The organism is Asanoa ferruginea, from assembly GCF_003387075.1.
Taxonomy (GTDB): Bacteria; Actinomycetota; Actinomycetes; order Mycobacteriales; family Micromonosporaceae; genus Asanoa; species Asanoa ferruginea.
The window spans coordinates 45,979-58,986 of sequence record NZ_QUMQ01000001.1; the positions used below are offsets into that span (position 1 = coordinate 45,979).

Here is a 13,008-nt window from a genome sequence, read left to right on the forward strand (position 1 = left end):
GGGCTCAGACGCCGATGGCGATCAGGTGCCGGTCCTGGTTGCCGATGCTGACGGCGGCCTCGCGCTGGGCCGGGGAGAGCGTCTTCTGGTTGGACTCCGGAATGATCCGCACGTCGGGTGCGCTGCTCAGCGCGACCAGCGCCGCGTCGACATCGGGCCGGGCCGCGCCGGCCAGTCGCGGGCGCAGCGCCGCGAGCGACACCATCTCACCGGGCCTCAAAGCGATCTCCGTGTACGCGTCGCGAATCAGCACCGCGAGGTCAGCGCCGGCCGCCGCGGCATCGAGGCCGGCAGCGCCGCCCCGACCGGTGGCCACGACGTCGCGGTCGGCGGCCGCGCCGTCAGCGACCGCGAGTTCGGTGGCCGCCCCATCAACGTCCAGCGGCAGGAAGAACTCGGCGGGCGCCAGGTCGGAGCGGTCGAAGTAGCGCCCGATGCTGGCCAGCATCGTGTAGAGCGCCGCGCCACCCGCGCCGCCGCGCTCGGGCGTGGGGCTGCCGAACTGGGCCCGGGCCACCGCCCACCCCTGCTCGGTCAGCTCGACCGACAGCCCGCGACCGGCCTTGCGCGCGGTGATCAACTTCCGCTCTTCGAGGTCGCGGCGGTATTTCGTGTCGAGTTTGATCTTGCGGACGTTGGTGAGGTGGGCGTGCGGGACTTCACGCGCCTCGCCCATGAGCGTGATCAGCAGGCAGAGTTGGGCGAACGTCAGGTCCTTCTCGGCCATGCCGACGACTCCTCAGGGCGGGGAGTCCGATTCTGCCGAGGCCCTGACGAGGGTGGCAAGGTGCCGGGTGGGTTTTCCGATATCCGACACCACTGTCGTGTGTGGATCTCCATTGGCCCTGCCCATAACGCATCACCCGGACAACCGTTCGGACGAGTTGCGGTACCGATATTGCCTAAGAATCCCAGCGCGGGCACGATTGCCATCCATGAGCGCCGCGCCGACCACCCTCGCGGCGGAGACCGAACGCGGCGCCCACTTCCGGGGCCGCGGCGCCGCCCTGCGGGCGATCGGCGACTGGCTCGACCAGACCGCACCCGACCGCCGCCCGCTGGTGGTGACCGGCGCACCCGGCGCCGGCAAGTCGGCCGTCCTCGGCCAGGTCGACAGCGACGCGGGCCTCCTGGTCAGTGCCCGGGGCAAAGACGCGCTCGAGGTGGCGACCGAGATCGCCCGCGCGGCGGGCACCGCCGACCCGCGCGTCCCCGGCGACCTGCTCCGGCACCTGCGCGAGCGGCTGGCCGCCGGCCGGCTCGACCTGGTGCTCGACGCGGTCGACGAGGCGGTCACCCCGGCGGAGGCCCGGGAGCTGATCCACGAGGTGATCCTGCCGCTCGCGGGGCACGGGGTGCGGGTCGTCGCCGGCACCCGGCGGGCCGACGAGCAGGGTGACCTGATCGGCGAGTTCGGCGCCGGCGCCGAGGTGGTCGACCTCGACGACCCCGACTACTTCAACGAACTCGACCTGGCCGGCCACGCGCTGGCCACGCTGTGGCAGGCCGGCGACGAGCGCGCCGGCAACCCCTACGCGGACGTGGCCGTCGCCGGCCCGGTGGCGCGCCGGATCGCCGCGCTGGCCAAGGCCAACTTCCTCGTCGCCGGCCTGGTCGCGCGCGGGCACGGGCTCAACGACGGCGTTCCCATCGACCCGGGCACGGTGGCGTTCACCGCGACGGTGACCGCCGCGCTCGACACCTACCTGCCGGGCATCTCGCCGGCCGGCGCCACCTCGGCGCGGCTGGCGCTGACCGCGTTGGCCTTCGCCGAGCCGCCGGGTCTGCCGCTTTCGGTCTGGCGGGTGGCCGTCGAGGCGCTCGGCGGCCGGGTGACCGACGACGACCTGGGCGCCTTCGCCCGCACCCCGGCCGCCGCCTTCCTGGTGGAGAGCACGCCGGCCGGCTACCGGCTCTGTCATCAGGCCCTCAACGAGGCGCTGCTGGCGACCCGCGCGACGACCACCGCCCGGCCCGACGACGAGCGCGACCTGCTCTACGCCTGGATCCGGCACGGCCACGCGACCGGGTGGACGGTCGTGCCCGACTACCTGCGCCGCTCGCTGGCCCGCCACGCGGCCCGCGCCGGTCTGGTCGACACGCTGCTCAACGACGACGCCTACGTGCTCAACGCCGACCTGGGCCGGCTGCTGGTCGCGGCCGAGGCGGCCGACACCCCGGAGGGCCGGGCCCGGGTGCGGCTGCTCCAGCGCACGCCGCTGGCCGCGACCGCGCCGCCGGCCGAGCGGGCGGCGCTGTTCTCGGTCGTCGACCGGATCGACCGGCTGGGCAGCGGGATGCAGGCCGACGACGCCGCCTACCGGGCGCGCTGGGCGCACACGCCGCCACGGCTGGAGCGCACGGTCCTCGAGGGACATTCCGACGCGGTGTACGACGTCTGCTCCGTACCCCTGGATGGTCGCAATTTCCTGGCCTCCGGTGGCGACGACGGCACCGTGCGCATCTGGGACCCGCTCACCGGCCGGGTCGAACGCGTGCTCGACGGGCACACCGACTGCGTCCGCGGGATGTGGGCGATCGAGGTCGACGACGGCACGCTGCTCGCCACGGCCGGCCACGACGGCGCGATCATCGTCTGGAACGCCGGCACGGGCGCGCACCTGCGTACCCTGTCGGGTCATTCCGGTTGGGTCCGCAACCTGTGCGCGGTGCCCGTGCCCGGCGGTCCGACGCTGCTGGCGAGCGCGGGCGACGACCGCACGGTGCGGTTGTGGAATCCTGTCGACGGGACGCTGGTGCACACCCTGACCGGTTTTGGCGGCTGGGTCACGGCGGTCACCCACCTGCCGGTCGGGCCGCACGGCCTGGTCGCGTCGACCGGCTTCGAGGGGGTCATCGCGCTCTGGGACCCGGTGACCGGCGAGAACATGAACGCGGTCGTCGCGCACGACGGCTGGGCGACCACCCTGTGCGCGGTGCGGGTCGACGGCGGGGTGGCGCTGGCGTCGGCCGGCTACGACGGCGTGGTCCGGCTGTGGAACCCGCTGACCGGCGGGCTGCTCGGGGCGATCGAGCCGCACGCCGGGCCGCTCACCGACCTGTGCACGGTCGAGGTCGACGGCACCGTGCTGCTGGCCGCGACCGACGAGACCGGCGTGCTGCACCTGTGGGAGGCGCGCAGCGGCGAGCCGCGGCCGAGCCTGCACGGCGACGTGAGCTGGATCCGGGCGTTGTGCGCGCTGCGGGTACGCGACCGCGACCTGCTCGCCACCGCCGGCGACGACGGCACCGTGCGGCTGTGGGACCCGGTCACCCGGCAGGCCGAGTCGGTGTTCGACGGTGGCCGGCTCGGCCCGGTGGTCAGCGTCCAGGCGGTGCCGTGGGGTGATCGCACCGCGGTCGCGTCCGGCGGCGCCGACGGGTCGGTGCGGTTCTGGGACCCGGCGACCGGCGCCGCCCTCGCCGAACTGTCGGCCCGCGAGGGGCCGGTCAGCGCGGTCTGCGCACTGCCCGACGCGACGGTGCCACTGGTGGCGGCCGCCGGCGACGACCACGTCGTGCGCCTGTTCGACCTGCGCGACGGCTCGCGCGGCGCGGAACTGGCCGACCACCACGAGCGGGTCAACGCGGTCTGCGCGGTCGGCGGTGGCGGCCGGATGCTGCTGGCGAGCGCCGCCGACGACGCCACCGTCCGGCTGTGGAACCCGCACGACGGGAGCCCGCGCGGTGTCCTGCTCGGCCACCGCAACTGGGTGACCGCGCTGACCGCGGCGACCGTCGGCGACCGGCCGGTGCTGGCCTCCGCCGACAAGGACGGCACCGTGCGGCTCTGGGATCAGGACGGCCGCACGCTCTGGCAGCAGTTGACACACACCGACGCGGTCAACGCGCTGTGCACGGTCAGCGTCGACGGCTGGGACCTGCTGGTCTCCGGCAGCGCCGACCGCACGGTCCGGCTCTGGCAGCCCGCCGACGGCCGGCCCGGGCACGTGCTCAGCGGGCACACGGCCGCGGTGACCGGAGTGTGCGCGCTGCCCGCCGGCGGTGGCCGCGAGTTGGTCGTCTCGGCCAGCCTCGACCGCACGGTGCGGCTCTGGGACCCGGCCACCGGCGACTGCGTACGCACGATCCCGGTGCACCACCGGGCCCTGGCCTGCGCCGCCGTCGCCGGAACGCTGGTGCTCGGCCTCGATCGCGGCCTGCTGGCCCTGAGCTTCTAGAGGCGCTCGTCCAGGTAGTCCTCGAAGGTCAGCGTGCCGTCGGCGTGGTTCGGGGTCAGGTTGGCACCGGCGCGGAAGCCGGCGAAGATCCGGCCCGGCAGGCCTATCGCGGCGATCTTGCGGCGCCGGTTGGCCGCGGCGAGGTAGGACTGCGCCAGCGACCGGGCCGAGCGGACCTCCGGGCCGCCGATCTCCGGCACCCGCTCGCGCGGTCCGGCGGAAACGTGCTCGACCAGGCGGTCGGCGACGTCGCGCATGTGCACGGGCTGGAAGTCGCACGTGGGCGCGACCAGCAGCGGCATCCGGCGCTGGGCGGCGAACAGGCGGAACACCAGCGCGTGGAACTGCGTGGCGCGCTGGATCGTGAACGGCAGGCCGGAGGTCTCGATCAGCCGCTCGCACTCCTTCTTCGCCTCGTAGTAGCGCAGCGGGATCCGGTCGACCCCGACGATCGAGGTGAAGACCAGGTGCGCGCCGCCGGCCTCGATCGCCGCCGCGATCAGCCGGGAGCAGGCCTCGGCGTCACCGCGCGGCGCGGTGGCCAGGTGGAGGATCGTGTCGACGCCGGCGACGGCGGCCGGGATGCCCTGGCCGGTGCGCAGGTCACCGCGGACGGAGTGGCCGGGCTGGGGGCGCCGGCTGAGCACCACGACGTCGTGGCCGGCCTCGCGCAGCTTGGCGACCACGATCCGGCCGAGGTTGCCGGTGCCGCCGGTCACCAGAACGTCGCCCATGACCGGATTGTCCCCTAAAACTCCCGACCTGGGCCCCGGTCCGCCCGATGCCACCGGCTGTCAGCCGGTCCCACCGCCAAATGGTCCCGGTCACGGGACGTTCATCGCGGGGGTCCGGCCGCTCGCCACAGTGGATGGCCGGGTCGACCCATGCCGGTGTCGAGGTGCCGCGAGGAGACTGGCGCGATGTCCTACCCGCAGCCGGCCGCGCCGAACTGGTTCACCCGGCTCTCCCCGCTGCGGCGGCTCGGCGCGATCTTCGGCACGGCCCTGGTGCTGTGCCTGCTCGGCGCCGCCGGATTCATCGCGCTGCTGCCTTCCGGCGACGCCGCGGGTCACCGGCCGGCGACGCTGGTCCAGCCTGCCGCGAGCGGCACGGACCGCGCGGGCGCGACCGCCGCGCCGACCGAGGCCGGCGAACCGGCCCTACCGCAGGCGACTGTCGCGGTGCCCGGATCAGGCCCAGCAACCAGCCGACCAGCCCCGTCGGGACCGACCGAAACCGCCGGCCGCGCGGTGGTCGAGCGGGAGGCGACCGCCACCGTCGCGCCGCGCCTCGGCCACAAGCCGACGACCGGCGACACGTCGCTCACCGACCCCCGCTTCGGCACCTGCCAGCAGGCCAGGCAGCACCACTACGGGCCCTACCGGCGGGGCGAGACCGAGTACGGCTGGTATCCCGATGCCGACGACGACGGCGTGGTCTGCGAATAGGGTCGAAGAGAACGAAAACCCCACCACCGGAAGAGGAACCCCGGCCATGGAGCTCACGCTGACCACGTTCCTGTCGGTCGACGGGGTCATGCAGGGCCCAGGCGGACCGACCGAGGACACCACCGGCGGGTTCGCGCGGGGTGGCTGGCTGGTCCCGTACGCCGATGAGTCCCTCAATGCCTTCATGGTCGAGATCTTCGACCGGGCGGAGGCGTTCCTCCTCGGCCGGCGGACCTACGAGATCTTCGCCGCCTACTGGCCGCAGGTGACCGATCCCGCCGACCCGATCGCCGGCCGGCTCAACCGGCTGCCGAAGTTCGTCGCGTCGCGCTCGCTGTCCGCCGCCGAGTGGGAGCCGACCACGGTGCTGGTCGACGAGGTCGCCGACGCTGTCGCCGCGCTCAAGGAGCGGCCCGGCGGCGAGCTCCAGGTGCACGGCAGCGGCGAGCTCGCCCGCTATCTGATGTCGCACGACCTGATCGACGAGTACCGGCTGCTGATCTTCCCGGTCGTGGTCGGCGACGGGACCCGGCTCTTCGACGCGATGGGCCTGCCGACCGGGCTGGAACTGGTGCACCACCGGATCACCGACGCCGGCACCCTGATCAACGTCTACCGGCCGACGGGCCGCGCCACCTACGGCACGTTCGAGCTGCCCGACTGAGCCAGCGAGAGCGCCGCCGCGAGGTCCGGCAGCACGGTGCCCAGCGGTGCGTCGATCTTGAGACTGGCGTAAGGGTCGCCGCGGGTCGGTCCCTGGTTGACGATCGCGACCGGAATGCCGAGCTTGGCCGCGCGCAGCACGAACCGGCGCCCCGACATCACCGTCAACGAGGAGCCCAGCACCAGCAGCAGCCGGGCGCCGCCAACCGCGGCGAAGCACAGGTCGACCCGCGCGGCCGGCACCGTCTCCCCGAAGAAGACCACGTCGGGCTTGAGCATGCCGACCTGGCAGCGGGCGCAGTCGACGCCGCGGAACACGGCGACCGAGGCGTCGTCGAGGTCGACGTCGCCGTCGGGGTTGACGGCGGCGGCCAGCGCCTCGAACGACGGGTTGGCGGCGTGCAGCCGGCGGTCGAGGTCGGTCCGCGGGGTGGTCTGGCCGCAGTCGAGGCAGACCACCCGGTCGATGCTGCCGTGCAACTCGACCACGTCTCGTGCGCCGGCGGCCTGGTGCAACCCGTCGACGTTCTGGGTCAGGATCGCCGAGACCAGCCCGGCCCGCTGTAGCCCGGCGACGGCGAGGTGGCCGGGGTTGGGCTCGGCCCGGCCGATCACCTGCCAGCCGACGTGGCTGCGGGCCCAGTAGCGCTGCCGGGCCGCGGCGTCGCGGGTGAAGGTCTGGTAGGTCATCGGCGCGAACTTCCGCGCCGCCCCGGTCGGGCCGCGGTAGTCGGGAATGCCGGATTCGGTGGACAGGCCGGCACCGCTCAGCACGGCGACGCCACCCTCGGCCACCAGGTCGATCAGCGCGGACAACGGGTCAGGCACCCGTCCATGATGCCTTGGCGCCGGAGACCGCCTAAGCGGGCTTGAACGCGCAGAACTCGTTGCCCTCCGGGTCGGCCATGATCCACCAGGAGATGGTGTCGTCGGGCTCGCGCAGGATCCGGGCGCCGGAGGCGACCAGGTCGCCCGGGTCGGCGCCGGTGAGGTTGACGTCCCAGTGCACCCGGTTCTTGGCCGTCTTGGGCTCGGGCACCGTGCCGAACACCCAGTGATCCCAGGGGAACCCGGCGGCGCCGGCCACTGAGGCGTCGGCGCCGCTGGTCTCGACCCAGCCGCCGGTGACGGCCGCCCACCACGCGGCCTGCGCGGCCGGGTTGGCCGAGTCGACCACGAGCTCGTAGACCTCGGTCGCCGCCGGGCTATGGCCGGGCCGGGGCCCGAACGCGCAGAACTCGTTGCCGTCGGGGTCGCTGAGCACCCACCAACTGATCTCGTCGTCGGGCTCGCGCAGCATGACCGCGCCGGCCGCGACCAGCGGTGCCGGGTCGGCCGTGGGCAGCCGCAGGTCGAGGTGCACCCGGTTCTTCCCGCTCCGGGGCTCGGGTACCGGGTCGATCCAGATCGACTGGTCGCCCGGCATGACGTGGTCGACCCGCGACGACTTGTCGCCCAGGTCGACGAACTCTCCGCCGAGGGCGGCCGACCAGAACCGGCCGAGGGTCAGCGCCTCGGTCGCATCCATACAGACATCCCTGAACGCCGCGATAGCCACGGCGGCCATTCTGCCTGCCTGAGCCCGGATCTTCCGCATTCAATTGGGGGCCGAGCGGGCAATATGCGGCAATCGTCCGGCTACGGTGGGCAGATGGCGAACGCGATCGTCGCCGAGCGGCTGGGCAAGACATACGGGTCCGTGACGGCCGTCGCCGACCTGGATCTGGCCGTGCCCGAGGGCACCGTGTTCGGTCTCCTCGGTCCCAACGGCGCCGGCAAGACCACGACCGTGCGGATGCTCACCACGTTGATCACGCCGACGTCCGGACACTGCGAGGTCGGTGGCATCGACGTGTGCGCCCACCCCGAACAGGTGCGCCGGATCATCGGCGTCTCCGGGCAGTACGCGGCCGTCGACGATTACCTGACCGGCTACGAGAACCTGGAGATGGTCGGCCGGCTCTACCACCTCGGCCGGCGCAAGGCCCGGCAGCGGGCGAAGGACCTGCTCGAGCAGTTCGACCTCGCCGACGCCGCGGACCGGCCGGCGAAGACCTACTCCGGTGGCATGCGGCGCCGGCTCGACCTGGCAGGGGCGCTGGTCGTACACCCTCCGGTGATCTTCCTGGACGAGCCGACCACGGGACTCGACCCGCGCAGCCGGCTCGGCATGTGGGGCGTGATCAGGGACCTGGTCAAGGCCGGTTCGACCCTGCTGCTCACCACGCAGTATCTGGAGGAGGCCGACCAACTCTGCGACGACATCGTGGTGATGGACCACGGCCGGGCCATCGCGCGCGGCACCGCCGGCCAGCTCAAGGGCCAGATCGGCGGCGAGCGGCTCGCGGTCGCCGTCGGCGAGCAGAGCGAGGTGGCGGCCGCGGCCGACGTGCTGCGCTCGATCGGCGTCGGCGACCCCGAGGTCGACAACGAGGCGCGCGAAGTCACGGTGCCGATCGACCGGGGCACGGCCGCGCTGGTCGAGGCCGTGCGCAAGCTCGACGCCGCCGAGATCACCCCGACCAACCTGGAGATCCGCAAGCCGACCCTGGACGACGTGTTCCTCAAGCTGACCGGGCAGCCACCCGAAGAACAACAGGGCGTCGACGACGGGGGTACGGCGTGAGCGTGGTGACGGAAGCGGCGAGCGACGGGTGGGTCGTCACCAAGCGCAACCTGCTCAAGATCAAGCGGATCCCGGACCTGGTGATCTTCTCGACCATCCAGCCGATCATGTTCGTGCTGCTGTTCGCGTACGTGTTCGGCGGCGCGATCGCCACGCCCGGCGTCAGCTACCGCGAGTTCCTGATGCCCGGCATCTTCGTGCAGACGGTCGCGTTCGGCGCCGGCATCACCGCGATCGGCCTCGCCGACGACCTCCAGAAGGGCATCGTCGACCGGTTCCGCTCCCTGCCGATGTCGCGCGGCGCGGTGCTGTTCGGCCGCACCACCTCCGACCTGCTCAACAACGTCTTCGTCGTGATCGTCATGTCGATCACCGGCGTGATCATCGGCTGGCGGATCCACGACGGCTTCCTCCGCGCCGTCGCGGCGTACGCCATCCTGCTGCTCTTCGGTTACGCCATGAGCTGGATCTCCGCGGTGATCGGGCTGTCGGTGAAGTCGGTCGAGGTGGCGCAGAGCGCCGGCTTCATCTGGATGTTCCCGCTGACGTTCCTGTCGAACGCGTTCGTGCCGACGTCGTCGCTGCCGTCGGTGCTGAGACCCGTCGCCGAGTGGAACCCGATCTCGTCGGTCGTGCTCGCCCTGCGCGTGCTGTGGGGCAACACCCCGGCGGGCGCCGCGAACGGCACCGGCTTCCCGGCCCGACACCCGATCTGGCTGGCACTGGCCTGGTGCGTGCTGATCCTGGCGATCTTCATGCCGATGGCGATCGCCCGCTACCGCCGGGCGGCCAGCCGATAGACGATGTCGCTCGGGGAATCGCCTCCCGTGCGGTGCGGGCCGTCGCCGGGTGGGCGCACGACACCCTCGGTGCCACCCGGCTCTGGCTCGAGATCAACCCGCTCAACGAGCCCTCGCTGCGCCTGGCCCGGCAGGTCGGCTACGACTTCGAAGAGCGCCTGGCCGGGCACTGCCGCGACTGGTCAGCGCTGCAAGCCGAGCGCGACACGTGGCACGACTGCCTCATCCGGGGCCACGAAGCACCCGGTCGCGGATCGTCCTGAGCAGGCGGCCGACCAGCACGGCGTGTGCGCCGGAGCCGATGACGAGCTGGCGGTAGCACCAGCCGGTCGCGCCCGGGAAGGCCGCGTCGGTGCGGGCGGCCAGGTCGGTGCCGCCGACACCTGAGGTCAGCGTCACCGTCAGCGCGTAGCGGGAGAACCGGTGCCGGCCGCGCAGCAGCAGCCGGCGGCCGGGGTCGGCCTCGACCACGGCGAACCCGGGCAGCGTCGCGCCCTCGGTCAGCGGTGGGCCGGAGGCGGTGCGCGGCTCGGCGCCGACCAGCGGCGCGTACCAGGCGGCCCCGCCGCCGCCGATCCGCCGGGCCTGCTCGACGAGTTCGGCCCAGACCGCTTCGGCCGGCGCCGCGATGTGCACCCGCCGCTCGTCGACGAACGGCAGGTCGGTCACCGGTGCCACGCGATGATCTCGCGGGCCCTGTCGTGGGCGTGGTCGCGGATCTGCCCGGCGATCGCGTCGCGCGCGGCCCGGTCGGGGGCGCCGGCCAGCGCCTGCCCCTGCCGCCAGGCCACTTCCCGCCAGCCGAAGATGTCGACGTCGGCGGTGGGCGGCACGGTCTCGCCGAACAGGCCCGGGCACAGGTCGCGCTGGATCTCCGGATAGACCACCGGCCGGGCGCGGACGGCCAGCACCTCGTCGACGTGCTTGTGGTCGGCGTAGAGATAACCCGGTCCCATGTCTTCGATCATGAACGCCAGGTCGTTGTTGATGTGCGCGCTGATGCCCAGGTAGATCAGCTGGGTGCAGGTGATCCCCGCCGGCAGGGTCTCGAACGCGACCCGCCAGGCCGGGTCGACCGCACCGTCGCGCTGCCAGGCCGCGTAGGCGTCGAGGTAGTAGTCGGCGAACGTGGGAATCACCGACCGGTCCCAGAACTCGGGCGCGGAGAACTCGCCCGCGGCGTTGGCGTCCCGCATCCCCTCGGTGGTCCGCAGGTAGAGCAGCGCGAACGGCCGGTTCTGCGGTGCGAGCGCCGGGTCGCGGTAGTGGGCGGTCATCGCCGCGATCGTGTCCGCGGTGTCGTGGTCTGCCCGCGATGAGGTCACGAACAGATGTTCGCATCGACGACGCTCCACAGCAGACGCGAAGCCGACAGCCCGGAAAATCCGTCGCGCCGTGCCGGCCGGAGCGCGCACGATCGCCGGATGGCGGCGTTTCTGGAGACCGCGCGGCTGGTGCTGCGCGACTTCACCGACTCGGAGACCGACGTCGACGCGCTGGTGGCGCTGCACGACGATCCCGAGGTGATGCGCTTCATCAACGGCGGCAAGCCGGCCAGCCGCGAGGCGATCAAGGCGCGCACGCTGCCCCAACTCCTGGCCGGCTTCCCGGCCTACGGCGGCGGGCGGGCCTGCTGGGCGGCGCAGGAGCGCGACGGCAACCGGTTCGTCGGCTGGTTCGCGCTGCGGCCGGTGCGGCCCGACAGCCCCACCGTGGCCGACCTCGGCTACCGGCTGCGCCGCGACGCGTGGGGCCGGGGCTACGCCACCGAAGGCGCCCGGGCCCTGGTCGACAAGGGATTCCGGGACCTGGGCGTGCGGCGGATCGTGGCCGACACGATGACGGTCAACGCGCGGTCCCGCCGGGTGCTGGAGAAGGCCGGCCTGACCTTCGAGCGGCAGTTCACGATCGACTGGCCCGAGGTCATCGAGGGCTCCGACCAGGGCGACGTCGCCTACGCCCTGACCCGCGAAGCCTGGGCGGCACACTGAACGGCATGGATCGCCCTTACCTTCGGCCCAACGGCATGGTGCTCGACTCCGCCGACCCGCGCGGGTTGGCCGACTTCTACCAGCGACTGCTCGGCTGGCAGCGCCGGTCCGACGAGCCCGACTGGATCACGTTGATTCCGCCAGACGGCGGCATCGGCCTGTCGTTCCAGGGCGAGCCCCACCACGTGCCGCCGGTGTGGCCGGCCAACGACGGCGACCCGCGCATGCAGGTGCACCTCGACGTGGAGGTGCGCGACCTCGCCGAGGCCGTCGCGTGGGCGCAGGAGCAGGGCGCGACGGTTGCCGCGTTCCAGCCGCAGGAGGACGTGCGGGTCATGATCGACCCTGCCGGTCACCCCTTCTGCCTCTGGCAGCCGGAGAGCTAGACGGCGAGTTCCGCCCAGACGATCTTGCCGGCCTGGCCGGTCTGCGCCAGGGTGCCCCAGGCGCGGGCCACCGCCGCCACGATGGACAGGCCCCGGCCGCCCACCCGGGTCGGGTCGGGCGCCTTGACCCTGGGCTGCTCGCGGCTGCCGTCGGCGACCTCGATGCGCAGCGCGCCGGCGGTGCGGCGGACCACCAGCACCCCACCGGCACCGGTGTGCCGCAGCGCGTTCTGCACCAGCTCGGTGGTCACCAGCAGCGCGTCGTCGGCCAGGTGGGCCAGCTTCCAGCGGTCCAGGGCGTCGCGGACCGCGCCACGGGCTGAGCCCGCGGCGGCACCCCGCTCGAATCTCAACCGCATGGCGTCCACGGTGCCTCTGTACCCACCCATGAACCGACACATGCCACCCGGCGGGTTCGTAGACTCGGTTAGGTGCCGGAGATCGTGGAGCTGCTGGCGTCACCCGTACACCGGTTCGAAGGGCGCCCGGCCGACGGTCCCGCCCCCGCCCCTCGCGGCGAACTGGTCGACCAGATCCAGATCCGGGCCGGCCTGGGCATCGTCGGCGACCGCTATTTCAACCACCCGGCACACCGCGACGCCGCGGTGACCGTGATCGCCCGCGAGTTCCTGCCACCGGGCGCCGGCCTGACCCAGGTGCGGCGGAACGTCCTGGTGACCGGTATCGCCGTCGATGACCTGGTCGGTCAGATTCTCAGCATGGACTCCGGCAGCGGCCCGGTCCGGCTCGCGGTCACCCGCCGGGCCAACCCCTGCGCCTGGCTCGACGCGACGATCGCGCCGGGCGCCTGGAAGAAGCTGCGCGGCCACGGCGGGGTGCGCTGCCGGCCGCTCGACGACGGCACGCTGCGGGTCGGCCCGGTCGAGGTCAGCATCGGAACGGGGTGATCCCG

The 13,008-nt window shown here is 73.1% G+C and carries 16 protein-coding genes; 9 read left to right on the plus strand and 7 right to left on the minus strand.

Annotation, left to right across the window (positions count from 1 at the left end; genetic code table 11):
* Positions 1 to 4: 4 nt before the first annotated feature.
* Positions 5 to 727, minus strand: a complete 723-nt coding sequence (locus tag DFJ67_RS00230; RefSeq protein ID WP_116066003.1) for a DUF6293 family protein — start codon at positions 725 to 727, stop codon at positions 5 to 7.
* Positions 728 to 935: 208 nt separating this feature from the next.
* On the opposite strand from DFJ67_RS00230, the gene DFJ67_RS00235 reads away from it, so the two are divergent.
* On the plus strand, positions 936 to 4,181 hold the full coding sequence (locus DFJ67_RS00235; RefSeq protein WP_116066004.1) for a hypothetical protein: 3,246 nt from the start codon (positions 936 to 938) through the stop codon (positions 4,179 to 4,181).
* Here the strand turns inward: DFJ67_RS00235 and DFJ67_RS00240 are convergent.
* The gene (locus DFJ67_RS00240; RefSeq protein WP_116066005.1) at positions 4,178 to 4,915 is read right to left on the minus strand and encodes an SDR family oxidoreductase; all 738 of its coding nucleotides are present in this window, start codon (positions 4,913 to 4,915) and stop codon (positions 4,178 to 4,180) included. The two genes, DFJ67_RS00235 and DFJ67_RS00240, sit on opposite strands and share 4 nt — an antisense overlap.
* A 186-nt stretch (positions 4,916 to 5,101) precedes the next feature.
* Between DFJ67_RS00240 and DFJ67_RS00245 the strand changes: the two genes are divergently transcribed.
* The gene (locus DFJ67_RS00245) at positions 5,102 to 5,629 is read left to right on the plus strand and encodes an excalibur calcium-binding domain-containing protein (protein WP_170215702.1); all 528 of its coding nucleotides are present in this window, start codon (positions 5,102 to 5,104) and stop codon (positions 5,627 to 5,629) included.
* A gap of 46 nt (positions 5,630 to 5,675) precedes the next feature.
* On the plus strand, positions 5,676 to 6,293 hold the full coding sequence (locus tag DFJ67_RS00250) for a dihydrofolate reductase family protein (protein WP_116066007.1): 618 nt from the start codon (positions 5,676 to 5,678) through the stop codon (positions 6,291 to 6,293).
* Here DFJ67_RS00250 and DFJ67_RS00255 read toward each other — a convergent pair.
* Both DFJ67_RS00255 and DFJ67_RS00260 read right to left on the minus strand, forming a co-directional pair.
* Positions 6,266 to 7,120 (minus strand): NAD-dependent protein deacetylase, encoded by an 855-nt coding sequence (locus DFJ67_RS00255; RefSeq protein WP_116066008.1) that lies wholly within the window; start codon positions 7,118 to 7,120, stop codon positions 6,266 to 6,268. The genes DFJ67_RS00250 and DFJ67_RS00255 overlap by 28 nt on opposite strands.
* 31 nt (positions 7,121 to 7,151) lie before the next feature.
* On the minus strand, positions 7,152 to 7,820 hold the full coding sequence (locus DFJ67_RS00260) for a VOC family protein (protein WP_116066009.1): 669 nt from the start codon (positions 7,818 to 7,820) through the stop codon (positions 7,152 to 7,154).
* A 123-nt stretch (positions 7,821 to 7,943) separates the two neighbouring features.
* Between DFJ67_RS00260 and DFJ67_RS00265 the strand changes: the two genes are divergently transcribed.
* From DFJ67_RS00265 to DFJ67_RS00275, 3 genes are read left to right on the plus strand one after another with little or no spacing between them, the layout of a single operon-like run.
* Positions 7,944 to 8,918 (plus strand): ATP-binding cassette domain-containing protein, encoded by a 975-nt coding sequence (locus DFJ67_RS00265; protein WP_116075401.1) that lies wholly within the window; start codon positions 7,944 to 7,946, stop codon positions 8,916 to 8,918.
* Positions 8,915 to 9,718 carry an ABC transporter permease gene (locus DFJ67_RS00270; RefSeq protein WP_116066010.1) on the plus strand — a complete coding sequence of 268 codons (804 nt, stop codon included), beginning with the start codon at positions 8,915 to 8,917 and terminating at the stop codon, positions 9,716 to 9,718. Before DFJ67_RS00265 ends, DFJ67_RS00270 begins: the two co-directional genes overlap by 4 nt.
* Positions 9,649 to 9,981, plus strand: a complete 333-nt coding sequence (locus DFJ67_RS00275) for a GNAT family N-acetyltransferase (protein WP_342353845.1) — start codon at positions 9,649 to 9,651, stop codon at positions 9,979 to 9,981. Before DFJ67_RS00270 ends, DFJ67_RS00275 begins: the two co-directional genes overlap by 70 nt.
* Here DFJ67_RS00275 and DFJ67_RS00280 read toward each other — a convergent pair.
* Both DFJ67_RS00280 and DFJ67_RS00285 read right to left on the minus strand, forming a co-directional pair.
* Positions 9,941 to 10,396 carry a hypothetical protein gene (locus DFJ67_RS00280; protein ID WP_116066012.1) on the minus strand — a complete coding sequence of 152 codons (456 nt, stop codon included), beginning with the start codon at positions 10,394 to 10,396 and terminating at the stop codon, positions 9,941 to 9,943. The two genes, DFJ67_RS00275 and DFJ67_RS00280, sit on opposite strands and share 41 nt — an antisense overlap.
* Positions 10,384 to 11,043, minus strand: a complete 660-nt coding sequence (locus DFJ67_RS00285; RefSeq protein ID WP_116066013.1) for a DUF5995 family protein — start codon at positions 11,041 to 11,043, stop codon at positions 10,384 to 10,386. Before DFJ67_RS00285 ends, DFJ67_RS00280 begins: the two co-directional genes overlap by 13 nt.
* A 99-nt stretch (positions 11,044 to 11,142) precedes the next feature.
* Between DFJ67_RS00285 and DFJ67_RS00290 the strand changes: the two genes are divergently transcribed.
* The gene (locus DFJ67_RS00290; RefSeq protein WP_116066014.1) at positions 11,143 to 11,709 is read left to right on the plus strand and encodes a GNAT family N-acetyltransferase; all 567 of its coding nucleotides are present in this window, start codon (positions 11,143 to 11,145) and stop codon (positions 11,707 to 11,709) included.
* A 5-nt stretch (positions 11,710 to 11,714) separates the two neighbouring features.
* Complete coding sequence (locus tag DFJ67_RS00295) at positions 11,715 to 12,095, plus strand: VOC family protein (RefSeq protein ID WP_116066015.1); 381 nt, start codon at positions 11,715 to 11,717, stop codon at positions 12,093 to 12,095.
* On the opposite strand, the gene DFJ67_RS00300 is transcribed toward DFJ67_RS00295, so the two are convergent.
* Positions 12,092 to 12,454: an ATP-binding protein gene (locus tag DFJ67_RS00300; protein WP_203784316.1), complete on the minus strand. Its 363-nt coding sequence runs from the start codon at positions 12,452 to 12,454 to the stop codon at positions 12,092 to 12,094. The genes DFJ67_RS00295 and DFJ67_RS00300 overlap by 4 nt on opposite strands.
* Before the next feature lie 72 nt (positions 12,455 to 12,526).
* Here DFJ67_RS00300 and DFJ67_RS00305 point away from each other — a divergent pair, with 72 nt between their 5' ends.
* Entirely contained in the window at positions 12,527 to 13,003 is a 477-nt protein-coding gene (locus DFJ67_RS00305; protein WP_116066016.1) for an MOSC domain-containing protein, read from the plus strand.
* Positions 13,004 to 13,008 lie beyond the last annotated feature (5 nt).